25 protein-coding genes are annotated in these 20,482 nt (G+C 69.0%); 7 read left to right on the top strand and 18 right to left on the bottom strand.

What is annotated here, in order from left to right; translation table 11 throughout:
* The first annotated feature begins 14 nt into the window (after positions 1-14).
* Positions 15-1,682 (top strand): GAF domain-containing protein, encoded by a 1,668-nt coding sequence (locus tag ABGB08_RS18440; protein ID WP_347591805.1) that lies wholly within the window; start codon positions 15-17, stop codon positions 1,680-1,682.
* Here ABGB08_RS18440 and ABGB08_RS18445 read toward each other — a convergent pair.
* On the bottom strand, positions 1,660-2,301 hold the full coding sequence (locus ABGB08_RS18445; protein WP_347591807.1) for a response regulator transcription factor: 642 nt from the start codon (positions 2,299-2,301) through the stop codon (positions 1,660-1,662). The two genes, ABGB08_RS18440 and ABGB08_RS18445, sit on opposite strands and share 23 nt — an antisense overlap.
* A 30-nt stretch (positions 2,302-2,331) precedes the next feature.
* On the opposite strand from ABGB08_RS18445, the gene ABGB08_RS18450 reads away from it, so the two are divergent.
* Positions 2,332-4,710, top strand: a complete 2,379-nt coding sequence (locus ABGB08_RS18450; protein ID WP_347591809.1) for a phosphoketolase family protein — start codon at positions 2,332-2,334, stop codon at positions 4,708-4,710.
* A 4-nt stretch (positions 4,711-4,714) separates the two neighbouring features.
* On the opposite strand, the gene ABGB08_RS18455 is transcribed toward ABGB08_RS18450, so the two are convergent.
* Together ABGB08_RS18455 and ABGB08_RS18460 are read right to left on the bottom strand one after the other, a co-directional pair.
* The gene (locus ABGB08_RS18455) at positions 4,715-5,083 is read right to left on the bottom strand and encodes an Mth938-like domain-containing protein (RefSeq protein WP_347591811.1); all 369 of its coding nucleotides are present in this window, start codon (positions 5,081-5,083) and stop codon (positions 4,715-4,717) included.
* Between the two features lie 71 nt (positions 5,084-5,154).
* Complete coding sequence (locus ABGB08_RS18460; RefSeq protein ID WP_347591813.1) at positions 5,155-5,814, bottom strand: class I SAM-dependent methyltransferase; 660 nt, start codon at positions 5,812-5,814, stop codon at positions 5,155-5,157.
* A gap of 105 nt (positions 5,815-5,919) precedes the next feature.
* Between ABGB08_RS18460 and ABGB08_RS18465 the strand changes: the two genes are divergently transcribed.
* Positions 5,920-6,480: a TetR/AcrR family transcriptional regulator gene (locus tag ABGB08_RS18465; RefSeq protein ID WP_347591815.1), complete on the top strand. Its 561-nt coding sequence runs from the start codon at positions 5,920-5,922 to the stop codon at positions 6,478-6,480.
* A gap of 3 nt (positions 6,481-6,483) precedes the next feature.
* Here ABGB08_RS18465 and ABGB08_RS18470 read toward each other — a convergent pair whose 3' ends face one another.
* The 4 genes from ABGB08_RS18470 to ABGB08_RS18485 form a co-directional block, all read right to left on the bottom strand.
* Entirely contained in the window at positions 6,484-7,194 is a 711-nt protein-coding gene (locus tag ABGB08_RS18470; RefSeq protein WP_347592061.1) for an ABC transporter ATP-binding protein, read from the bottom strand.
* Positions 7,195-7,217: 23 nt separating this feature from the next.
* Positions 7,218-7,976: a cobalt ECF transporter T component CbiQ gene (gene cbiQ / locus ABGB08_RS18475; RefSeq protein ID WP_347591817.1), complete on the bottom strand. Its 759-nt coding sequence runs from the start codon at positions 7,974-7,976 to the stop codon at positions 7,218-7,220.
* A gap of 3 nt (positions 7,977-7,979) precedes the next feature.
* Positions 7,980-9,074: an energy-coupling factor ABC transporter permease gene (locus tag ABGB08_RS18480; RefSeq protein ID WP_347591819.1), complete on the bottom strand. Its 1,095-nt coding sequence runs from the start codon at positions 9,072-9,074 to the stop codon at positions 7,980-7,982.
* A 255-nt stretch (positions 9,075-9,329) separates the two neighbouring features.
* Positions 9,330-9,677 carry a metalloregulator ArsR/SmtB family transcription factor gene (locus ABGB08_RS18485; RefSeq protein ID WP_347591821.1) on the bottom strand — a complete coding sequence of 116 codons (348 nt, stop codon included), beginning with the start codon at positions 9,675-9,677 and terminating at the stop codon, positions 9,330-9,332.
* A 226-nt stretch (positions 9,678-9,903) separates the two neighbouring features.
* On the opposite strand from ABGB08_RS18485, the gene ABGB08_RS18490 reads away from it, so the two are divergent.
* Complete coding sequence (locus ABGB08_RS18490; protein WP_246268254.1) at positions 9,904-10,860, top strand: cation diffusion facilitator family transporter; 957 nt, start codon at positions 9,904-9,906, stop codon at positions 10,858-10,860.
* Between the two features lie 16 nt (positions 10,861-10,876).
* Here ABGB08_RS18490 and ABGB08_RS18495 read toward each other — a convergent pair whose 3' ends face one another.
* The 3 genes from ABGB08_RS18495 to ABGB08_RS18505 form a co-directional block, all read right to left on the bottom strand.
* Positions 10,877-11,086 (bottom strand): hypothetical protein, encoded by a 210-nt coding sequence (locus ABGB08_RS18495; protein WP_347591823.1) that lies wholly within the window; start codon positions 11,084-11,086, stop codon positions 10,877-10,879.
* A 64-nt stretch (positions 11,087-11,150) separates the two neighbouring features.
* Positions 11,151-11,540: a VOC family protein gene (locus ABGB08_RS18500; RefSeq protein ID WP_347591825.1), complete on the bottom strand. Its 390-nt coding sequence runs from the start codon at positions 11,538-11,540 to the stop codon at positions 11,151-11,153.
* 75 nt (positions 11,541-11,615) lie between these two features.
* Positions 11,616-11,741: a hypothetical protein gene (locus ABGB08_RS18505; protein ID WP_347591827.1), complete on the bottom strand. Its 126-nt coding sequence runs from the start codon at positions 11,739-11,741 to the stop codon at positions 11,616-11,618.
* A gap of 241 nt (positions 11,742-11,982) precedes the next feature.
* Here ABGB08_RS18505 and ABGB08_RS18510 point away from each other — a divergent pair, with 241 nt between their 5' ends.
* The 3 genes from ABGB08_RS18510 (at position 11,983) to ABGB08_RS18520 (ending at position 15,046) form a co-directional block, all read left to right on the top strand.
* Complete coding sequence (locus tag ABGB08_RS18510; protein WP_347591829.1) at positions 11,983-13,314, top strand: FAD-dependent oxidoreductase; 1,332 nt, start codon at positions 11,983-11,985, stop codon at positions 13,312-13,314.
* Positions 13,315-13,428: 114 nt separating this feature from the next.
* Positions 13,429-14,661: an MFS transporter gene (locus tag ABGB08_RS18515; RefSeq protein WP_347591831.1), complete on the top strand. Its 1,233-nt coding sequence runs from the start codon at positions 13,429-13,431 to the stop codon at positions 14,659-14,661.
* A gap of 31 nt (positions 14,662-14,692) precedes the next feature.
* Positions 14,693-15,046 carry a metalloregulator ArsR/SmtB family transcription factor gene (locus ABGB08_RS18520; protein ID WP_347591833.1) on the top strand — a complete coding sequence of 118 codons (354 nt, stop codon included), beginning with the start codon at positions 14,693-14,695 and terminating at the stop codon, positions 15,044-15,046.
* Here ABGB08_RS18520 and ABGB08_RS18525 read toward each other — a convergent pair.
* From ABGB08_RS18525 to ABGB08_RS18560, 8 genes are all read right to left on the bottom strand, one after another.
* Positions 15,033-16,268, bottom strand: a complete 1,236-nt coding sequence (locus ABGB08_RS18525; RefSeq protein WP_347591835.1) for a GNAT family N-acetyltransferase — start codon at positions 16,266-16,268, stop codon at positions 15,033-15,035. The genes ABGB08_RS18520 and ABGB08_RS18525 overlap by 14 nt on opposite strands.
* A gap of 11 nt (positions 16,269-16,279) precedes the next feature.
* Entirely contained in the window at positions 16,280-16,615 is a 336-nt protein-coding gene (locus tag ABGB08_RS18530; protein ID WP_155354315.1) for a metalloregulator ArsR/SmtB family transcription factor, read from the bottom strand.
* 35 nt (positions 16,616-16,650) lie between these two features.
* Positions 16,651-17,040: an arsenate reductase ArsC gene (locus tag ABGB08_RS18535; RefSeq protein WP_347591838.1), complete on the bottom strand. Its 390-nt coding sequence runs from the start codon at positions 17,038-17,040 to the stop codon at positions 16,651-16,653.
* 141 nt (positions 17,041-17,181) lie between these two features.
* A complete protein-coding gene (locus tag ABGB08_RS18540; protein WP_347591840.1) occupies positions 17,182-17,523 on the bottom strand; it encodes a metalloregulator ArsR/SmtB family transcription factor in 342 nt (113 codons plus the stop codon).
* A gap of 124 nt (positions 17,524-17,647) precedes the next feature.
* Entirely contained in the window at positions 17,648-18,289 is a 642-nt protein-coding gene (locus ABGB08_RS18545) for an arsenate reductase ArsC (protein WP_347591842.1), read from the bottom strand.
* Positions 18,290-18,303: 14 nt separating this feature from the next.
* Entirely contained in the window at positions 18,304-18,957 is a 654-nt protein-coding gene (locus ABGB08_RS18550) for an arsenate reductase ArsC (RefSeq protein WP_347591844.1), read from the bottom strand.
* A 4-nt stretch (positions 18,958-18,961) separates the two neighbouring features.
* Positions 18,962-19,630 (bottom strand): ArsR family transcriptional regulator, encoded by a 669-nt coding sequence (locus tag ABGB08_RS18555; protein ID WP_347591846.1) that lies wholly within the window; start codon positions 19,628-19,630, stop codon positions 18,962-18,964.
* Positions 19,631-19,697: 67 nt separating this feature from the next.
* Positions 19,698-20,423: an MIP/aquaporin family protein gene (locus tag ABGB08_RS18560; RefSeq protein WP_347591852.1), complete on the bottom strand. Its 726-nt coding sequence runs from the start codon at positions 20,421-20,423 to the stop codon at positions 19,698-19,700.
* Positions 20,424-20,482: the final 59 nt, after the last annotated feature.

The raw sequence follows: 20,482 nt of genomic DNA on the forward strand, positions 1-20,482 counted from the left end.
CAAGACTGCCCGGTATGACCGATCCCCACCCCCTGGTCCCCAACATGCGGCTGGACGAGCTGCTGTCCGAACTCCAGACCAGGCTCACCGCCGTCCTCGCCACCCGCGACCGGGTGCACACCCTGCTCGAGGCCGTCGTCTCGATCGGCAGCGACCTGCAACTGGAGGTCGTGCTCCGGCGCATCGTCGAGACCGCCGTCCGGCTGGTGGACGCCGGCTACGGCGCGCTCGGCGTCATCGGCGAGGAGCGCACCCTGCTGGAGTTCATCCCCGTCGGCCTGAGCGAGGAGGAGATAGCCCGCATCGAGCACTGGCCGCACGGCCTCGGCCTGCTCGGCCTGCTGATCAAGGAACCGGCTCCGCTGCGGCTCGCCCGCATCTCCGACCACCCCGAGTCCTACGGCTTCCCGCCCGGCCACCCGCCCATGGGATCCTTCCTCGGCGTGCCCATCCGGGTGCGGGACGAGGTGTTCGGCAACCTCTACCTGACCGAGAAGCGCGGCGGGGCCGAGTTCGACGAGGAGGACCAGGCCGTCGTCACCGCGCTGGCCACCGCCGCCGGTGTCGCCATCGAGAACGCCCGGCTGTACGAGGAGACCCGACGCAGGGAGATCTGGCTCCAGGCCTCCACCGAGGTCACCACCAGCCTGCTGTCGGGCGATGACGTCGACACCGTCCTCACCCAGGTGGCCCGCCGGGTCCGCGAGATGGCCGACGCCGACGTCACCACCATCCTGTTCCCCGCCGGCGACGCCCTCCGCGTGGTGATCGCCGAAGGCGCCGACGGGCTCATCGGCACCCAGGCCGATCTGACCGACTCGCTCCCCGGCCAGGCCTACGTCAGCGGCGAACCTTGCATGGTCAGCGACCAGGGCGCGTCGGGCATCGGCGCGGCGGCGGCCGTCCCGCTCGGCGCCGCCGGGTCCGTGCGCGGCGTGCTGTCGCTGGGCAAACGCCCCGGCCGGTTCCCGTTCACCCCGTCCATGCTGCGCATGCTGCACGCCTTCGCCGGGCAGGCCGCCATCGCCCTGGAACTGGCCGAAGTCCGCCAGGACGCCGAACGCCTGAGCCTGCTGGAGGACCGCGACCGCATCGCCAAGGACCTGCACGACGTCGTCATCCAGCGCCTGTTCGCCGTCGCCATGACCTTGATGAGCACGGTCAGGCTGGTCGAACGCCCGGAGGCGTCCGGGCGGCTGCGCCACGCGATCGACGAGCTGGACGAGACCATCCGGCAGATCCGCTCCACCATCTTCGCCCTGCAGGTGCCCCGCGACGACGCCGAGCCGAGCCTGCGCGCCAGGATCGTGGACCTGGTGGAGAGCGCCCGCGGCCACCTCGGCTTCATGCCCGGGCTACGCCTGGAAGGCCCGCTCGACAACGCGGTGCCCGCGCCGGTCGCCGCCCACGTGCTCGCCGTACTCCAGGAAGCCCTCTCCAACCTGGTACGGCACGCCAAAGCCTCCCGGGCGGACGTCTCCGCCGAGGTGGCCGACGGCCAGGTCATCCTGCTGGTCGAGGACAACGGCATCGGACTGCCCGGCGACGGCCGCAGAAGCGGCCTGCGCAACCTGGAGGAACGCGCGTCGCAACTCGGCGGCTCCTTCCAGGCCGACGCGCCCGCCGACGGCGGCACCCGGCTGACCTGGAGTGTCCCGCTTACTCCGGCCGTTCAGCCTTGAGCCGGGCCGCCAGGGCCGCGGCCTGCGTACGGCGCTGCATGCTGAGCTTGCTCAGCAGATTGGACACGTAGTTCTTCACGGTCTTCTCCGCCAGGAACATCCGCTCGCCGATCTGCCGGTTGGTGAGACCCTCGCCGATCAGCTCCAGGATGTGACGTTCCTGCTCCGACAGCGCGGCCAGCGGATCCTTCTTGGTCGCCTGATCGCGTAACCGCTGCAACATGGCGGCGGTGGTCCGCGGATCCAGCAGCGACTCGCCCCTGGCCACCGTACGCACCGCGCCCACCAGGTCCGAGCCGTGGATCTGCTTCAGCACGTAGCCGGAGGCCCCCGCCATGACGGCGGTGAACAGGGCGTCGTCGTCGGCGTACGAGGTCAGCATCAGGCAGGCCAGCGACGGCAGCCGGGACCGCACCTCCCGGCACACGTCCACACCGCTGCCGTCGGGCAGCCGCACGTCCAGGACCGCCACATCGGGCATGAGCGCCGGAATGCGGGCCAGCGCGGATTCGGCGGTTCCGGCCTCACCGACGATCTCGATGTCGTCCTCGCCGGACAGCAGGGCCGCGACACCGCGGCGGACCACCTCATGGTCGTCGACCAGAAACACGCGAATCATGACTATGAACTTAAGCCCACGTTCGACTTTATGGGTAGGGACAAAGGTCCCTACCCGATCATCCCCGCAGCGGAGAGGCTCACTGACATGGACACCCTGGAGAGAGTGCACGCCTACTGGCGCGCCGCCAACTACCTGGCGGTCGGGCAGATCTACCTGCTGGACAACCCTCTGCTGGCCGAGCCGCTGCGCCCGGCCCACATCAAGCCGCGCCTGCTCGGCCACTGGGGCACCACACCCGGCCTGAACTTCTGTTTCGCCCACCTCAACCGGGTGATCGCCGAACGCGGCCAGGACATGATCTACATCGCCGGGCCAGGCCACGGCGGCCCCGCCGCGGTCGCGCACTCCTGGCTGGAAGGCTCCTACACCGAGACCTACCCCGCGATCACCCAGGACGCCGAGGGCATGCGGAAGCTCTTCCGCCAGTTCTCCTTCCCCGGCGGCATCCCCAGCCACGTCGCCCCCGAGACGCCGGGCTCCATCCACGAGGGCGGCGAGCTCGGCTACTCCCTCGCGCACGCCTACGGCGCCGCCTTCGACAACCCCGGCCTGGTGGTGGCCTGCGTCATCGGCGACGGCGAGGCCGAAACCGGCCCCCTGGCCGCCAGCTGGCACTCCAACAAGTTCCTTGACCCGTCCCGCGACGGCGCCGTCCTGCCCATCCTGCACCTCAACGGCTACAAGATCGCCAACCCCACGATCCTGTCCAGGATCCCCGAACCCGACCTGCTCAACCTCCTGGAGGGGTACGGCTACCGCCCTCACATCGTCGCCGGCCACGACCCCGCCGTCATGCACGGCCTCATGGCCGAAACCCTGGACCAGGTCCTCGACGAGATCGCGGACTACCGGGCCGGCCGCGCCGCGCGGCTGCCGATGATCGTGTTGCGTACCCCCAAGGGCTGGACGGGCCCGCGCGAGGTCGACGGCCTGCCCGTCGAGGGAACCTGGCGCTCCCATCAGGTGCCGCTGGCCGCGGTCCGGGACAACCCCGCGCACCTGGCGTTGCTGGAGGAGTGGATGCGCTCCTACCGGCCCGAGGAGCTGTTCGACGCGGAAGGACGCCCGGTCGCCGAGATCCTGCAGACGGTGCCGGCGGGCCCGCTCCGGATGAGCGCCAGCCCGCACGCCAACGGAGGAGAGCTGCTGCGCCCGCTGGTGCTGCCCGACTTCCGGGAGTACGCCGTCGAGGTGGCAGAGCCCGGGACCGCGACGACCGAGCCGACCCGCGTGCTCGGCCGGTTCCTGCGCGACGTCATCGCCGCCAACCCGGACACCTTCCGGCTGATGGGCCCCGACGAGACCGACTCCAACCGCCTCTCGGCCGTCTTCGAGGTCACCGACCGCGCCTGGAACGCCGAGATCCTTCCCGTCGACGAGAACCTGGCGCCGGGCGGGCGGGTCATGGAGGTCCTGTCCGAGCACCTGTGCCAGGGCTGGCTGGAGGGCTACCTCCTCACCGGCAGGCACGGCCTGTTCAACTGCTACGAGGCTTTCATCCACATCGTCGACGCCATGTTCAACCAGCACGCCAAATGGCTCGACGCCACCAGGAAGATCGCCTGGCGCCGCCCGGTCGCCTCGCTCAACTACCTGCTCTCCTCGCACGTCTGGCGCCAGGACCACAACGGCTTCAGCCACCAGGACCCCGGCTTCCTCGACGTCGTCGTCAACAAGAAGGCCTCCGTCGTCCGCGTCTACCTGCCGCCGGACGCCAACACCCTGCTCTCGGTCGGCGACCACTGCCTGCGCTCCCGCGACTACGTCAACGTGATCGTGGCCGGGAAGCAGCCGGTCCTCGACCTGTTCACCATGGAGGAGGCGATCGCCCACTGCACCCGCGGCCTCGGCATCGTCGAATGGGCCTCCAACGACGCCGACGCCCAGCCCGACGTGGTGCTCGCCTGCGCCGGCGACGTGCCCACCCTGGAAGTCCTCGCCGCCGCCGCCCTGCTCCGCGAACACCTTCCCCAGCTGAAGGTGCGCGTGGTCAACGTCGTCGACCTGATGCGCCTGCAACCGCCGTCCGAGCACCCGCACGGCATGCCCGACGCCGAATTCGACGCCATCTTCACCCCCGACAAGCCGGTCGTCTTCAACTTCCACGGCTACCCGTCACTCATCCACGGCCTCACCTACCGCCGCACCGGCCACGACAACATCCACGTCCGCGGCTACAAGGAGGAGGGCACCACGACCACCCCCTTCGACATGGCCATGCTCAACGACATCGACCGCTACCACCTGGTCATGGACGTCATCGACCGCGTCCCAGGACTGCGCGTGGAAGCCGCCCACCTACGCCAGCACATGTCAGACGCCCGCCTCCACGCCCGCGCCCACACCCGCACCTACGGCGAGGACACCCCGGAAATCCGCGACTGGACCTGGCCCGGGGACATCTAAGTCGTCAGCATGTCGAATGGAACAGCCCGCCCACGGCCGTCGTCGCGGCCAATCGGTTGTATCGCCCGACCGCGGCCGTGGTCTCCTCCACGAACACCTCGGCGCCCTTTTCCTTCAGCATGGCCAGCGTCTCGGGACACGTCTGGAGGACCAACTGCATCCCTCGTGACAGCACGATCACCTCGCTGCCACGCTCAAGAAGCTCCTCGACATCGGCGGGCTGAATCCCCGGAGAATGCCGCGTACCCGTCTCATTCCAGTCCCAAGCCCGCCCACCACCCGGGTAGAGCTTGAAGTCCTTACCTTCACCCACTCCCTCGACGACCATACGACCCCACGAAATGTGGGTGATCAGCGGGGACCGAACATCCATACGTGACTCCGAAATCCAGAGAGGCAAACCTAACGCCGATACTTCCGAACAGAGAGGATCGCCGCCAGGGATCACGTCGGGCGTACGGCCCTGACGTAGTAGAACAGGCGCTTCAGGTCGCCTTCCCGCTCGATGCGGAAGCCGGCCTCGGGGATCAGTTCGCCGAGCAGGTCCCTGAGGTTGTGGCGCATGGCCGGGCTGGTAAGAGCTCCGACCAGACGTGAGGTCAGGCGTCCCGTGGGCGGGCGGAATTCCACGATCAGCAGCCGGCCGCCCGGGCGGAGCACGCGGAACATCTCGCCGATGGCCGTGGCCCGGGCCGCCGCCGGCATGTGGTGGATGGCCAGGGTCGAGATCACGACGTCCGTGGACGCGTCGGGAAGGTCGAGGGACTCGCCCTTGCCGACGATGTAGGTGCTGTTCCCGGGTGCGCGGCGGCGCGCGTACTCGATCATCTGCGGGCTCGGGTCGACCCCGGTCACGTGCCCGTCCGGCCCTGTGACGGGGGCGATGATCCGCGTCAGATAGCCGGTTCCGCAGCCCACGTCGAGTACCGCGTCGCCGGGGCGCAGGCCAGACAGCGCCGCGATGCGCAGGTAGAGCGGCCGGCGCCCGCCCAGGAAGCCGGCCGACACCATGATCTCGTACAGCCGGGGGCGGTCGATCGTGCCGCCCTCGTCCGCGTGCTCGGTGTGATTGTGAAACAGCTTGCCCAACCCCATCGTCGCCATCCCCTTATCGAACAGTGTGTTCAGTTCTGAATTCTGCGTTCATTAACCTGAACGGGGCAAGAACCACTTCGGCCGCACTGCCCCGTACTGAACAGGAATGACGAAATGTCAGGAAACGAGGACCGCCGCGTGCGGCGCACCCGGCAGACCATCCAGCGGGCGATGGTGGAGTTGATGCTGGACAAGGGGTACGACAAGGTGACCGTCACCGACATCATCGACCGCGCCGACGTCGGCCGTTCGACGTTCTACGCGCACTTCACCGACAAGCGCGACGTGCTGTTCAGCAACCTCGGCGAGCTCGACTTCCTGCGCCCGTCGCCCCAAGGCGAAGGACCTCTGTTCTCCTTCGGCCTGGCCATGTTCGAGCATGTCGCCGAGCAGGGACCGCTGGTCAGGGCGCTGCTCGGCAGCAAGGGCGGCGGCGTGGTCATGGCCAGGGCCGAGCAGATACTGGCCGCGGTCGTCCGCGCCGAACTCCAGGCCAGGGGAGCGATCGCCTCGGCCCGGCTCGACCTCGTCGTGACCGGTGTCGTGGGCGCCTTCATGGCGATGCTGCGCGGATGGCTCGACGGTGAGGTCACCGCCACTCCGGCCGAACTGGACACCGCGTTCCGCGCGTTCGTCACGCCCGGCGCGGAGTCCTTCCTGGCTCAGGCGGGGTGAGTCTCACCCACGGGCCCGGATGGCGAAGCCGTAGGGAAGCTCCAGCCGATGCCGGCTCAGCAGTTCGGGGTCGGTGAGGATCGCGGCTGTCGGGCCGTCAGCCGCGATGGTTCCGCCGGACAGGATGAGGGAGCGTTCGCACAGTTCGAGGGCGTAGGGCAGGTCGTGGGTGACCATGAGGATGGTGACGTCCAGGTCGCGCAGGATGTCGGCGAGTTCGCGGCGGGCGGCCGGGTCCAGGTTGGAGGACGGTTCGTCCAGGACCAGGATTTCGGGTTCCATGGCCAGCACGGTCGCCACCGCGACGCGGCGGCGCTGGCCGCCGGACAGGTGATGCGGTGGCCGGTCGATCATGTCGAGCATGCCGACGCGTTCCAGCGCCTCCTGGACGCGCCGGTTCAGTTGCGGGCCGCGGATACCGAGGTTGGCCGGGCCGAACGCCACGTCCTCGCGGACCGTGGGCATGAACAGCTGGTCGTCGGGGTCCTGGAAGACCAGCCCGACCCGGCGGCGGATCTCCCGCAGGTTGTCGCGGGTCACCGGCAGGCCGCCCACCGAGACCGTGCCGAGACTGGGGGCGAGGATGCCGTTCAGGTGCATCACCAGCGTGGTCTTTCCCGCGCCGTTCGGGCCGAGCAGCGCGACCCGTTCGCCCCGCTCGATGGACAGGTCCACGCCGAACAGGGCCTGGGTGCCGTCCGGGTATGCGTGCATCAGGCCTTGGACCAGCAGCGAGTTCACAACAGTCCTCCGAGCAGTACGGCGATCGCGGTCATGGGGAGCGTGGCGGCCAGGGCCCACTGCGCCGCGGAGCCCGGCACGTCGTGGATGATCGGCATGGTTCCGGTGTAGCCGCGGCTGAGCATGGCCAGATGCACGCGTTCACCGCGTTCGTAGGAGCGGATGAACAGGGCTCCGGCTGAGCGGGCCACGACGGGCAGGTGCCGGATGTCCTTCGCCACGAAGGCGCGGGACTCGCGGGCGATGCGCATCCGGCGCATCTCGTCCACGATCACATCGACGTAGCGGAGCATGAAGGTGGCGATCTGCGTCAGCAGGGCGGGCAGCCGCATCCGCTGGACGCCGAGCAGCAGGGCGCGTGGCTCGGTGGTGGCGGCCAGCAGGATCGAAGCGATCACTCCCAGGGTGGCCTTGGCCAGGATGTTCCACGCGGCGAGCAATCCGTCGGCGCTCAGCTGAAGGCCGAGAACGGTCAGGCGTTCCCCCTGCGACAGGAACGGCAACGCGACCGCGAAGATCACGAACGGCACCTCCACGACCATCCGGCGCGCCAGGAAGGCCGGCGGGATACGGGCCGCGGCGGCTACCGTGGCCAGCAGCAGGGCGTAGAGGCCGAATGCCGGGAAACGTCTGGGGTCGGTGGCCACGACGATCACGATGAACGCGATCATCGAGGTGAGCTTGCACTGCGGCGGCAGCCGGTGGACCGCCGTGTCACCGGGGCGATACAGCCGATGGGTGTGTCCCGCGGCCATGGTTCACGACTCCGCGGTCTGCGGCTCGGTGGTCTCACTGGTCTGCGGCTCACGGGTTTGCGGCTCAGCGGAGGTCTGGGCGAGAAGCCTGCGGCGTTCCCGCCGGTGCACCAGCCAGGCCACCCCACCACCCACGGCCAGCGAGGCCCCCACTCCGATGAGGCCCGCCGCTCCCGCCGACAGCCGCTCGTTCTCGACACCTTTGACGCCGTAGTCGGCCAGCGCGGAGTCTCCTAGGGGATGGTCTTCGGCCCGGGACAGGAAACCCAGATCGGCGGCGACCCGCTCCAGACCGTCGGGGCTGGCCGAGGCGTAGAAGCTGACCACTCCCGCGAGCACGGCGGCCGCGGCCACCCCGCCGAGCAGGAACGCCCGGGTCCCGCGGGCGGGTGAGTGCTCCGCGTCGGGGACCGGTTCGCCGGAAGCGGTGCGCAGATGTACACGCCTGGACAGCCCGCGAGCGCCGTAGACCAGATCGGGGCGTACGGCGAGCACCGTGGTCACCGTCAGCGCCGTGATCGCGCCCTCACCCAGGCCGATGATCACATGCACGCCGCCCATGGCCAGGGCGACCTTCACCGGATCGATTGAGGAGGTCCCCCCGATCGCGTACAGCGCGGTGAAGACCAGCGCCGCCACCGGCACCGAGACCGCGGCTCCGGCGAAGGCGGCCACGCCGATGCCGGTACGGCTGCGCGGCACGATCGCACGGACCGCGCAGAACATTCCATATCCGGCCAGGACCGTCACAAGCCCCATCAGGGTGATGTTGATGCCCAGCGCGGTCAGACCCCCGTCGGCGAAGAACAGCGCCTGAACCGCGATGACCACCGCGACACACAAGAACCCGGTGTACGGCCCGACCAGGATCGCCGCCAGCGCGCCGCCGAGCAGATGGCCACTGGTCCCGGCGCCGACGGGAAAGTTGAGCATCTGGGCGGCGAAGACGAAGGCGGCCACCAGCCCGGCCATCGGCGCCATCCGCTCATCCAGTTCCTTGCGCGCGCCGCGCAGGCAGACGGCGATGCCACCTGCGGCCACGGCCGCGCCGGCCACCGATAGGGCGACGGTGAAGAAGCCGTCGGGTACGTGCACCATGTCCTCCCGGTTCGCATCCGCGCGCGAAAGCGGCGGATGTCGTCTCGGCCGTGCTCGCCCCGGGGGCCAGCGGTCACGGCGAGCCAGCGCCTCACGACGCTGAGCTGTCAATATGTATGCACCCGTGAATATGTCAGAGACGGGGGAGCCTCGATTCGCGTCCACGAGGGCCAGGCCGAAATCGGAGACCGGCTTGGAGACGTCTTGACGATCGGAGGAGCTGCCGGGGGGAGCTTGGCCGCGTCGGCGGGCAGACTAGTCATGACGCGGGATGTGGGACACCTCGTGGTCGGCATGATGGACGGCCTCGGCGATCAGCGCGCGGATGTGCGAGTCGCGAGCCCGGTACAGCATCCGCCTGCCCTCTCGCCGGCACGCGACCAGCCCGGCCAGCCGCAGCTTGGCCAGGTGCTGGGAGACCGCGGGACGGCTCGCCCCGACTGCCGCGACCAGGTTTCCGACGTCATGTTCGCCGTGGGCCAGGGCCCACAGCAGACGGAGCCGAGTGGCGTCGCAGAGCATCCGAAATGCCGCGACCGCCACCTCTACCTGAGCGTCGGTCGGCTGGGCGCCGCTCGACTGGAGGTCTTTTTGCTGCTGCATAGTCGACGCACCTAACACGTAACGCACCTAACATGTAATTGCGTGCGCATATGAATACATATTAAGGGGGATAACCCTTCTGTCATCCGCGCTCCGATCAGACAGAGACGAGGAGCAGATGAGCGTGCACAGCCCGAGATCTTCCCACGAGCATGGTCATGGCCACGGTCATGGCCACGGCGAGTCTGATCACCGATCCCTGCGGAAACGCCTCCGTCACGTGGTGATGCCACACAGTCACGACGCGGCGGCCCGGACCGATCACGCACTGGAAACGAGCCGTCGCGGCATGCGCACGCTGGCGATCTCCTTCGCCGTGCTCACCGTCACCGCCCTGGCCCAGGTGGTGGTTTTCATGATGTCCGGGTCGGTGGCCCTGCTCGGTGACACCCTGCACAACTTCGCCGACGCCCTGACCGCGGTGCCGCTGGCGATCGCCTTCACGGTGGGCCGCAGGATGGCCTCACGCCGCTTCACCTACGGCTACGGCAGAGCCGAGGATCTCGCTGGGATCGTCATCGTCGTCATCATCGCCGCGTCGGCGGGCCTGGCCGGGTACGAAGCCGTCCAGCGCCTGGTCAACCCCCGCGAGATACAGGCACTGGGCTGGGTGGCCGCCGCCGGGGTGATCGGTTTCCTCGGCAACGAGCTGGTGGCCCGCTACCGGATCAAGGTCGGCCGCGAGATCGGCTCCGCGGCGCTGGTCGCCGACGGCCTGCACGCCCGCACCGACGGCTTCACCTCACTGGCCGTCCTGGTCGGCGCGGCCGGCGTCTGGGCCGGATGGCCGTACGCCGACCCGGTCATCGGCCTGCTCATCACCGTGGCCATCCTCTACGTGCTGCGGGACGCCGCCCGCGAGGTCTACCACCGCCTGATGGACGCCGTCGACCCCGCGCTGATCGCCCAAGCCGAGCAGGTCGTCGCGGAAACCCCCGGCGTGCACGGCGTCGGCTCCCTGCGCATGCGCTGGATCGGCCACTCCCTGCGCGCCGAGGTCGACCTCCTGGTGGACCACCGGCTCAGCCTCGTGCAAGCCCACGCCATCGCGGCGGAAGCCGAACACCGCCTGATCCACCACCTGCCCAGACTCACCGCGGCAACCGTGCACGCCGACCCCGACGGCCCCGCCGAACACGACCACCACGCCAGCCTCACCAACCACCGCATGATCCCGTCCTGACCCGAGAGCGAAAGACTCAGTTCCAGGTCAGCCGCTGGGTCAGCAGCGCCTGCTGGGCTGGGTTGGCGGTCAGGGCGAGCGCGCGTTCGTCGCGCTGCCTGGCCTCCCGCGGTCGTCCGAGTTCGCGCAGCAACTCGGCGTGGGTGGCGTGGACAGAACCTCGATCGATCGAGGCGCCTCCTTCGCCGGGCTTTACCAGGGAGACGATCGGCGAGCGGCTCGACACGACATCGCGGCGAAAACTCCGTCCCTGGGCATCCGGTGACTCGGATTCTCCGCCTCGTCGAGGGTCAGTCGTCCCAGCGTTGGGCGTTGTGGTCGGTCAGGGAGCCCGGGGGCTGGGGGATGACGCAGAAGGGCAGTCCGGCGGGGTCCTCCATGACGCACCAATGGTCGTTCACCAGCCGTAGGCGTCGAGCGCCGAGAGACTCCAGGCGCGCGATCTCCGCCTCCAGATCGTCGGTGTGGATGTCGAGGTGGATGCGCGCGGGGCCTGTCCCGAGTCGCTGGACGAGCAGGGCGAAGACGTCACCGGGTAAGTGGGCGCCGTGGTACTCCGGGTACCGCTGGTTTCGGGTCAGTGTCTGGCCGGTCGCCTCCTGCCAGAACGTCAGTTCCTTGTCGTGATCGCCCTCCGGCACATCGATCACGACCTTGTAGAGCCTGCTGTAGTGCGTCATGTCCCCCATCCTCCCGTCGCCGGGCCTTGGACATGAAGCCGTCCCGGGCGGCCAGGACTGTCCACATAAATCTCCCTAGCACGGGCACGGCCCGTGCTGTTCGACCTCTCGTACGGCCCTGCGGGCGTCGAGTTCGACGTGGCAGCACTCGGCGATCAGATCGCGGAGCCGCGCGGGCAGATGGTCGGGGGCCTGGGTCATCGTGGTCTCCTACTGGCAGCCGCAGCCGCAGCCGCCGGACTGGTCGCGGCAGCCGGCCTTGTCCTCGGGCGGGCAGCAGGTCTGCTGGGGCTCCTCGGAACAACAGTTCATGGTCGAACCTCCATCTCGTTTCCTGGGTGGACGGAGCCGTCTGGAGATGGATGCTGATTTGACATATCTCTAATCAATGATGCAGTGTAACAGTTGCTTAGATGTTCTTCTAATCAATGGGAGTGTGGACATGAGTCTCAGCGAGAGCGGTACCTTCCCCGTCGTGGTGATCGGGGCGGGCCCGGTCGGTCTGGCCGCCGCGGCGCACCTGGCCGAACGAGGGCAGGACTATCTGGTCCTGGAGGCCGGAGAGCAGGTCGCGGCGTCCGTCGCACAGTGGGCGCACGTGCGCGTCTTCAGCCCGTGGCGCTTCAACGTCGACGCCGCCGCCCGCCGCCTGCTGGAGGCCGACGGCTGGACCGCGCCGGACCCGCAATGGCTGCCCACCGGGGCCGAGCTGATCTCCGACTATCTCGCCCCGCTGGCCAAGCTCCTGAGCCCCCGGATCCGCCTGGGCGTGCGGGTGACCGCGATCAGCCGCCTCGGGTTCGACCGCGTACGCACCAACGGCCGCGAGGACGCTCCCTTCCTGATCAGAACCGCCACCGGCGAAGAACTCCAGGCCAGCGCCGTCATCGACGCCTCCGGGGCGTACGCCAATGTGATGGGCGCCAGCGGCCTGCCCGCGTACGGCGAGACCGGCAACCTGATCGACCACGCCCTGCCCGACGTGCTGGGCGCCGACCGGGAGCGCTACGAGGGCCGGCACACCCTGGTCGTCGGCGCAGGTCACTCGGCCGCCACCACCCTGCTCGCCCTCGCCCAGCTGGAGGACGCCCAGATCACTTGGGCGATCCGCGCCGGCAGCCCGGGCCGCACCTACGGCGGTGGCGAGGCCGACGCCCTCCCCGCGCGCGGCGCGCTCGGCTCCCGCCTCAAGGAACACGTCGCCTCGGGCCGGATCACGCTGCTGACCGGCTTCTACGTCCACTCCGTCCACGCGGACGGCGAAACACTGACGGTCGTCAGCCGCGACCCGTCCGGGGCCGAGCAGTCCGTCACCGCCGACCGGGTCGGGTCGGCGACCGGCTTCCGCCCCGACCACTCGATCGCCTCCGAGCTGCGGCTCGACCTCGACCCGATCCTCGGCTCGACCCGGGCTCTGGCCCCGCTGATCGACCCGAACCAGCACTCCTGCGGCACCGTCCCCGCCCACGGCGCCGACGAGCTGGCCCACCCGGAGAGCGGCTACTACGCGGTCGGCGTCAAGAGCTACGGCCGCGCCCCCACATTCCTGATGGCCACCGGCTACGAGCAGGTCCGCTCGGTCGTCGCCGCCATCACCGGCGACTGGGAGGCCGCCCGCGACGTCCAGCTCGACCTGCCCGAGACCGGCGTCTGCTCCTCCGGCCTCGCCGAGGCTCAGGAACGACGCGTCGGCCTGGCCACCGGCGTCAGCGGCGGCCTGCTCGCCACCCCGCTTCCCTTGATCACCGCCGATGGCGGCGGCTGCTGCGGCTGAAGGCAGGATCGACATGTCAGACCGATACCCCACCGCAGCTCAGAAAGAGCCCCTGCGCCGCCGACTGGACACCGAACGGCTGGGCAGCCACCTGGCACGCGCCCGCGAACAAGGGTGAGCACCGCCGCTGAGACCGCCATCCCGGCACCAGGGGATGGCGGTCAGTCACGTTCCGGCCGCGGCTGGCGGATCGTCGCCGCCCTGGCCGTCACCCAGACCATCGGCTACGGCGTGCTCTACTACGCCTTCTCCGTCTTCCTCGCCCCCATGGCGGCCGACCTGCGCGCGAGCAACGCCCAGGTCGCCGCCGCGCTCACGCTGTCGATCCTGATCGCCGCGCTGTGCGCCCCGCTGGTCGGGCGCCGGCTGGATGCCCGCGGTGGCCGCGGCCTCATGACCGTCGGCTCGGTCCTCGCGGCGGCAGCCGTACTCGCGTGGTCGCGCGTCGAGAGCGTTGCTCAGCTCTACGCGGTGTTCGCCGTCATCGGCATCGCCTGCTCGATGGTGCTGTACGAGTCCGCGTTCGCCGTCATCGTCGGCTGGTTCGACGGCGACGAGCGCGGCCGGGCGAACGCGCTGCTGGCGCTGACCGTGGTGGCCGGGTTCGCCTCCTCGATCTTCCTGCCGCTGACCGGACTGCTGGTGGAGTCCTACGGCTGGCGCCAGGCCCTGCTCGTGCTGGCCGCCCTCTACGGGCTGGCGGCGATCCCACTGCACGCGCTGGTGCTGTGCCGCCGCGAGCGAGCCGAGCGCCGCAGCGTCACGTCCGGGCAGCGTGCCGAGATCGTCGCCGCCGCCACCCGGCGACGGCCGTTCTGGCTGCTCGTGATCGCATTCACCGCCAACGGCGGCGCGGTGTCCGTGATGTCGGTCCTGCTCATCACCTACCTCATCCACCTCGGCCACTCACCCGTCCTGGCCGCCACCCTCGCCGGCCTGTTGGGCGTGCTGTCAGTGACCGGGCGGCTGATCACCACCGGCCTGCAGACCCGGCTGCCCGCCGCGCTCATCGCCGCGGCGATCTTCGCTCTGCAGGGGGTGGCCGTGCTACTGCTGCCGCTGGCCGGGCGGAGCGTGCCCGGCGCGGTCGGCTGCGTGCTGGGGTTCGGGCTCGGCTTCGGCATCGCCTCCATCACCCTGCCGCACCTGCTGGTGGGCCGGTACGGCACCGCCGCCTACGCCACCCTGTCCGGCCGCATCGCCACCTTCTCCGTCGCCGACAAGGCCCTGGCCCCGCTCGGCGCGGTCGCGCTCGCCGAGTCAGCCGGTTATGGCTGGGTCATGGGCGCGGTGGCCGTCGCCTCCGCGATCGCCGCGTTCGCCCTGCTGGCGTACCATCGCCTATAATTTCGATGGACTTCGAAGCAAGGAGGGCCGGATGACCGGCGTCACGATCCAGTGCTGCGCGCCGATCGCACGCGAGCCGCTGTCGGAGACCGACGCGGCCGAACTGGCGGTCCTGCTCAAGGCCGTCGCCGATCCGGTACGGCTCCGCCTGCTGTCGATGATCGGGTCACACGCGGGGGGCGAAGCGTGTGTCTGCGATCTGACCGACGCCTTCGACCTGACCGCGCCGACGATCTCCCATCACCTGAAGGTCCTGCGCACGGCCGGACTGATCGACGGCGACCGGCGGGGGACCTGGGTCTACTACCGGATCATTCCCGAGGTGGTGAACAAGCTTGGCGCCGTGTTCGCGCCGCTGACCGAGCCCGCGCTCACTCCCGCGTGACCGTGGCGTCGGTGCCAGTGCGGCGCTCCAGCAGGAGGACGTCGCGCCAGAGGCCGTGGTGGCGGCCGATGCGCTCGCGGGTGCCGACGACACGGAAGCCGAGCGCCTGGTGCAGGGAGAGGCTGGGGGCGTTCTCGGGGAAGACGCCCGTTTGGATCGTCCAGACGCCCGCGTCCTCGGATGCCGTGATGAAGGCGGTCATGAGGGCACGGCCGATGCCGTGGGCCTGGCAGCCCGGGTGCACGTAGACGCTGTGCTCGACCACGCCCTCGTACACGGGCCGGCTGGAGACCGATGAGGCGGCGACCCAGCCGACGACCTCACCCGTCTCGGTGTCGGCGGCGACGTAGCGCAGGTGCGCCAGCTTTCCCGCGGTGAAGCCCTCCCAGGAGGGGGCGACCGTCTCGAAACTGGCCTGGCCGGTGTCCAGTCCGGCCTGGTAGATGGCCAGAACCTGGGCGGCATCACTCTCGCGCATCGGGCGGATCTCCAGCCCTGGCGAGATCGCGGGCTTGACGGCCTGGATGATCGCCGAGTGCACGCCGTCGCCGTGGTCGGCGGTGAGCGTGATCTTCGTGCCCACGAAGCCCGTGGCGGCCAGCAGATCGCGGTATTCGACGACGGTGAGGGATCCGGCGACACAGCCGATGTGCCGCTCGGTCGCCGCCCGGAGCTCCGGGTCCGGGGCGTGGGCGGTGACGACGTCGCTGACGCCGAACCGGCCGCCGGGCTTGAGCACCCGGAAGGTCTCGGCCAGCACGGCGGCCTTGTCGCTGGACAGGTTGATCACGCAGTTGGAGATGACCACGTCGACCATGTGGCCGGGCAGCGGGATCGCCTCGATGGTGCCGTGCAGGAACTCGGCGTTGTCCACGCCGGCGGCGTTGCGCCGGGCGAGTTCCACCATGTCCGGGCTGGCGTCCAGCCCGTATGCCTTGCCGTACGGGCCGACCCGGCGAGCCGACAGCAGCACGTCGATGCCGCCGCCCGAGCCGAGGTCGAGCACCGTCTGCCCGGCACGCAGCTCGGCGACGGCGACCGGGTTGCCGCAGCCGAGGCTGGCCAGCAGCGCACCCTCCGGCAGCCCGGCGGTGTCGTCGTAACCCGCGGCGCCGAAGCGGCCGTCGGCGAAGGCGTCCGGTCCGCAGTCGGTGACGGGGTCGCCTTCCATGGCCTTCCTGGCCAGGCCGGAGTAGCGCTGGATGATCTGTTCGGGTGCCATCGCACAGCTCCTCAGTCGCAGGTGGGGGGTTCCGGTACGGGATTGCCCATGACCACGTCGGCAGCGGTGGGGAAGCAGCTCACGCAGTTCTCGTTGATCCGATACAGGCTGGAGGTGCCTTGGCGTTCCACCAGGACGAACCGCACCTCGGCCAGGATCTTCAAATGGTGCGAGACAGTCGACTGCCCCACACCGGAGGCGGTCACGATCTCTCCGACGGTCATCGGCTCCCTGCGCCGGGCCAGCAGCGACACGATCTGGATCCGGGTGGCGTCGGCCAGCGCCTTGAACCAGCTCGCGTACTCCTCGGCGTCGGCCCGATCGAGCGGCTTCGCATCTCTATCCATCGTTAATCGACGATAGTCGATAGATAACCGAATGCCTAGGTCAGCTCCTTGATCAGTTTCTCGACGCGGGCCCGGATCTCGTCGCGGATCGGGCGGACGGCGTCGATGCCCTGACCGGCGGGGTCATCGAGTTGCCAGTCTTCGTAGCGTTTGCCCGGGAAGATCGGGCAGACGTCACCGCAACCCATGGTGATGACCACGTCTGAGGTCTCCACCGCGTCCACTGTGAGGATCTTGGGGTGCTCGGCGGTGATGTCGATGCCGACCTCACGCATGGCTTCGACGGCGACGGGGTTGATCTGATCGGCCGGCGCGGAGCCCGCTGAGCGCACCTCGATTCGGTCGCCCGCCAGGTGGGCCAGCCACCCGGCGGCCATCTGGGACCGGCCCGCATTGTGGACGCAGACGAACAACACACTAGGCATGCACAGGCTCCTTCGTGAACAGACACACAGCCCAGAGTCGGGCGTGAACCAGGGAGCCGAGCGCGGGCGAGATCCCGCCGTTCGCGCCCGCCCGGATCGGGGTCGCGACCCTCGCGGGCAGCGTATTTCCCGTGCGCACGGTCAGACCATGGCCGGGACGTTCAGCAGGGCGGACAGATCGGCCAGCGTCTCGGGAACGACCTTGTAATAGACCCACGAGGCCCGGCGTTCGGAGGTGAGCAACCCGACCTCCTTGAGCACCTTCAGATGGTGACTGATCGTCGGTTGTGACACCTCGAAAGCATCGGTGATGTCGCAGACGCAGACCTCACCACCTTCACGGCTGGCCACGATGGACAGGATGCGCAGCCTTACCGGATCACCGAGCGCTTTGAAGACGCGCGCGACACCAGCCGCCTGCTCGGCGTCGAGCGGCTGCCGAGCCAGCGGCGGACTGCACTCCAGGATCTGGAGCAGCTCCATCTGACCTCCCCCGATAGATGAGCGTCGAAGTAGTCCTTTGTCTATATCGACATATGTCTATGGATTCTAATTTGTGACACTAGAGGACGATCCCCTTGGGCACGCGTCAATCCAGCCCAGCCGATCACAGCGGGACCGGCTGTTGGAGCTCCGCCACCAGCATGCGTACGCGGTTTTCGATGCTGTCCCTGATGATCCGGACCTCCTCCAGCGAACGGCCGTGAGGGTCGGCGAGGTCCCAGTCCAGATAGTGCCTGCCCGGGTGGATCGGGCAGGCGTCGCCGCAGCCCATGGTGATCACGACGTCGGCTGCCTGGACGAAGTCGTCGGTGAGCGGTTTCGGGAATTCCTCCGCCGGTTCGAGGTCTACCTCCACCAGCGCCTGGAGGACCGTCGGGTGGATGTCGGCGGCAGGCTGAGTGCCGGCGGTTCGTACGTGCAGCCAGGGATCGCCGTACTTGCGGGTGAAGGCGGCTGCCATCTGGGAACGGCCGGCGTTGCCACCGCACACGTACAGCACTTCGACTTCGATCTTGGGGATGAAGCCCTTGATCTGTGCTAAAGCGGTAAGTCGTTCGGTGACGAAGCGCTGCGTGAGGAGGTGCAGGTGAGTCAGGATCTGGGCGTTCTTTCTCAGGTCGAGAAAGGACTCGTGCACGTAGTGCGTGACCGTCTCGGTGCAGAACCGTCCGGCGAAGCGGGTGCAGAGCTGGTCGATGATCCGCTGCAGCAGTGGATCGTCAGTGAGTGGGGGAGTGAAGGTCATGTCTGAGGGTGTGGTCAGGAGACGGTGACGTTGAGTTCCGTCAACAGGGCGCGGACGCGGCGTTCGATTTCGTCGCGGATGGGTCGTACATCCTCGACGGTCTTGCCCGCCGGGTCGTCCAACTCCCAGTCCAGGTAGCGCTTGCCGGGGTAGATCGGGCAGGCGTCGCCGCAGCCCATGGTGACTACGACGTCGGCGGCGCGGATGATCTCCTCGGTCCACGGCTTGGGGAACTCGGCGGAGATGTCGATGCCGCGTTCGGCCATGCTCGCGACGGCGGCGGGGTTGATCTCGCTGGCGAACTCCGACCCGCCCGACCAGGCAACCGCGCCTTCTCCGGCCAGGTGCTGGAAGAAGCCCATGGCCATCTGGCTGCGGCCCGCGTTGTGCACGCAAAGGAACAGCACGATCGGGCGGCCGTCGTCCGCGCCGCCCTCCACCTTGGCCAGGGCGGTCAGGCGCTGCCGGGCGAAGCGTTCGGCCAGCAGCGGCAGGAATGTCGGCACGGCGGCCTTCTCGGCGAACTGGTCGTAGCTGGTGTGCAGGAAACGCTCGATCGTCTCGGTGCTGAAGGTGCCGGAGAACCGGTCTTGAAGCGTGCGGGCCGCGGTCAGCAGGGCGTGCTGCTGGTCGATGCTCAGGTCGGCGTGGTGGTAGGTCTCGGGCATGGAGTCACTCCTGCGGGGATTGGACGGCCGGGACCAGACGGTCGATCCGGCGGGCGATGTCGGTGAATGCGATTTCGAACGCGTCGTCGGTGCCGACGGGGACCGGGTCGGCGATCGACCAGTGCAGCCGCTCGCGGCTCCCCAGCTGCTCGTGCGCGGAGTCGCAGACCGCGATGACCAGATCATCGGGCCGTACGACTTCGTCCAGGCGGGAGATGCGGGCTTGATCGAGGTCGAGGCCGTGCCGGCGGGCGACGTCAAAGGCGCGCGGGTTGATCCGCTTGGCGGGGCTGGTGCCGGCGGAGGCGGTGGGCACCGTGCTGCGCTGCCGCCACAGTGCGGCGGCGAGCTGGGATCGGGCGGAGTTGTGGGTGCACACGAACACCACTCGGGGGACGCGTCGCAGTGGCGCGGGCATGAGATCGTCCAGCTTTCCGGTCACCAGCCGCAGGTAGGTGCGGCGCCGGTCGCCTTCGGAGCGTCGCCGTTCCACCACGCCCGCCTCCTGAAGGATCTTCACGTGGTGGGCGAACAGGTTGGTCGGCAACCCGAGCGCGCCGCCCATCTCCCCAGGAGAGGCGTCGCCCAGGGCAAGCCAGTCCACGATCGCCAATCGCGCGGGATCACCGAGGGCCGCGTGCACCCGCGCCCGGCCAATCAAGTCAGCGTTCATTGCCTCAATAATCACTGACTTAATGGCTGCGCGTCAAAAGAAGAGCTGATGTCCTCGTAGGAACCCGTCAGCGTCCGGACGATGAATCCGACATGACCGGCTGCTCCTCGACGCCCGCCTCGGGACGGCCGAACAGCCCCAGGACCAGCAGCAGCCCGACGATTCCACCGACCATCTGAGCGACCAGGAAGCCGGGAACCGATGAGGGCGCGATACCCGCGAAGGTGTCAGAGAATGTCCGGCCGATGGTGACCGCGGGGTTGGCGAAACTGGTGGAGGAGGTGAACCAGTAGGCGGCGCCGATGTAGGCGGCCACGGCGGCCGGAGCCAGCGCCGTACGGCCAGAACGAGCCAGGGAGAAGATCACCATGAGCAGCCCGGCCGTCGCGACGACCTCGCCCAGCCACAGGTGAGCACTGCTGCGATCGGTGGTCGACCAGGCTATGACCGGCTCGGCGAACATGGCATTGGCCAGCATCGAACCGGCGACCGCGCCCAGGATCTGCGCGAGAACATAGCCGCCGAGATCTCCAGCCGTCAGCCCCGCGCCGCTCTTACGGCCGATCCACCAGTCGGCCAGGGACACGACAGGGTTGAAGTGCGCTCCGGACACTGGTCCGAGGACGGCGATGAGTACGGCCAGACCGAACACGGTTGCCGTGGAATTGGCTAGAAGCTGGAGGCCGGTATCCGTCGAGAGACGTTGCGCCATGATTCCCGAACCGACCACCACGCTCACGAGCAGCGCGGTACCGGACAACTCGGCGAGCAGCCGCCTCGCCAGGGAGGTCACTAAGGCACCATCCTTCTTGGGGGTGCCGTTACGCGGGAGCGGTTGATGGTCTGTCCTCA

The sequence above is a fragment of the Acrocarpospora sp. B8E8 genome (assembly GCF_039871605.1).
Taxonomy (GTDB): domain Bacteria; phylum Actinomycetota; class Actinomycetes; order Streptosporangiales; family Streptosporangiaceae; genus Acrocarpospora; species Acrocarpospora macrocephala.

Excerpts from the sequence above, each read along its gene's own strand:
- ABGB08_RS18485 (WP_347591821.1), bottom strand. The coding sequence starts at position 9,677 with ATGCAGCAGCAAAAAGACCTCCAGTCGAGCGGCGCCCAGCCGACCGAC.
- ABGB08_RS18530 (WP_155354315.1), bottom strand. The coding sequence starts at position 16,615 with ATGGATAGAGATGCGAAGCCGCTCGATCGGGCCGACGCCGAGGAGTAC.
- ABGB08_RS18460 (WP_347591813.1), bottom strand. The coding sequence starts at position 5,814 with ATGGCGACGATGGGGTTGGGCAAGCTGTTTCACAATCACACCGAGCAC.
- ABGB08_RS18545 (WP_347591842.1), bottom strand. The coding sequence starts at position 18,289 with ATGACCTTCACTCCCCCACTCACTGACGATCCACTGCTGCAGCGGATC.
- ABGB08_RS18490 (WP_246268254.1), top strand. The coding sequence starts at position 9,904 with ATGCCACACAGTCACGACGCGGCGGCCCGGACCGATCACGCACTGGAA.
- ABGB08_RS18555 (WP_347591846.1), bottom strand. The coding sequence starts at position 19,630 with ATGAACGCTGACTTGATTGGCCGGGCGCGGGTGCACGCGGCCCTCGGT.
- ABGB08_RS18505 (WP_347591827.1), bottom strand. The coding sequence starts at position 11,741 with ATGACCCAGGCCCCCGACCATCTGCCCGCGCGGCTCCGCGATCTGATC.
- ABGB08_RS18480 (WP_347591819.1), bottom strand. The coding sequence starts at position 9,074 with ATGGTGCACGTACCCGACGGCTTCTTCACCGTCGCCCTATCGGTGGCC.
- ABGB08_RS18440 (WP_347591805.1), top strand. The coding sequence starts at position 15 with ATGACCGATCCCCACCCCCTGGTCCCCAACATGCGGCTGGACGAGCTG.
- ABGB08_RS18500 (WP_347591825.1), bottom strand. The coding sequence starts at position 11,540 with ATGACGCACTACAGCAGGCTCTACAAGGTCGTGATCGATGTGCCGGAG.
- ABGB08_RS18510 (WP_347591829.1), top strand. The coding sequence starts at position 11,983 with ATGAGTCTCAGCGAGAGCGGTACCTTCCCCGTCGTGGTGATCGGGGCG.
- ABGB08_RS18525 (WP_347591835.1), bottom strand. The coding sequence starts at position 16,268 with ATGGCACCCGAACAGATCATCCAGCGCTACTCCGGCCTGGCCAGGAAG.
- ABGB08_RS18455 (WP_347591811.1), bottom strand. The coding sequence starts at position 5,083 with ATGGATGTTCGGTCCCCGCTGATCACCCACATTTCGTGGGGTCGTATG.
- ABGB08_RS18445 (WP_347591807.1), bottom strand. The coding sequence starts at position 2,301 with ATGATTCGCGTGTTTCTGGTCGACGACCATGAGGTGGTCCGCCGCGGT.
- ABGB08_RS18535 (WP_347591838.1), bottom strand. The coding sequence starts at position 17,040 with ATGCCTAGTGTGTTGTTCGTCTGCGTCCACAATGCGGGCCGGTCCCAG.
- ABGB08_RS18450 (WP_347591809.1), top strand. The coding sequence starts at position 2,332 with ATGGGTAGGGACAAAGGTCCCTACCCGATCATCCCCGCAGCGGAGAGG.
- ABGB08_RS18470 (WP_347592061.1), bottom strand. The coding sequence starts at position 7,194 with ATGCACGCATACCCGGACGGCACCCAGGCCCTGTTCGGCGTGGACCTG.
- ABGB08_RS18550 (WP_347591844.1), bottom strand. The coding sequence starts at position 18,957 with ATGCCCGAGACCTACCACCACGCCGACCTGAGCATCGACCAGCAGCAC.
- ABGB08_RS18520 (WP_347591833.1), top strand. The coding sequence starts at position 14,693 with ATGACCGGCGTCACGATCCAGTGCTGCGCGCCGATCGCACGCGAGCCG.
- ABGB08_RS18465 (WP_347591815.1), top strand. The coding sequence starts at position 5,920 with ATGTCAGGAAACGAGGACCGCCGCGTGCGGCGCACCCGGCAGACCATC.
- cbiQ (WP_347591817.1), bottom strand. The coding sequence starts at position 7,976 with ATGGCCGCGGGACACACCCATCGGCTGTATCGCCCCGGTGACACGGCG.
- ABGB08_RS18540 (WP_347591840.1), bottom strand. The coding sequence starts at position 17,523 with ATGGAGCTGCTCCAGATCCTGGAGTGCAGTCCGCCGCTGGCTCGGCAG.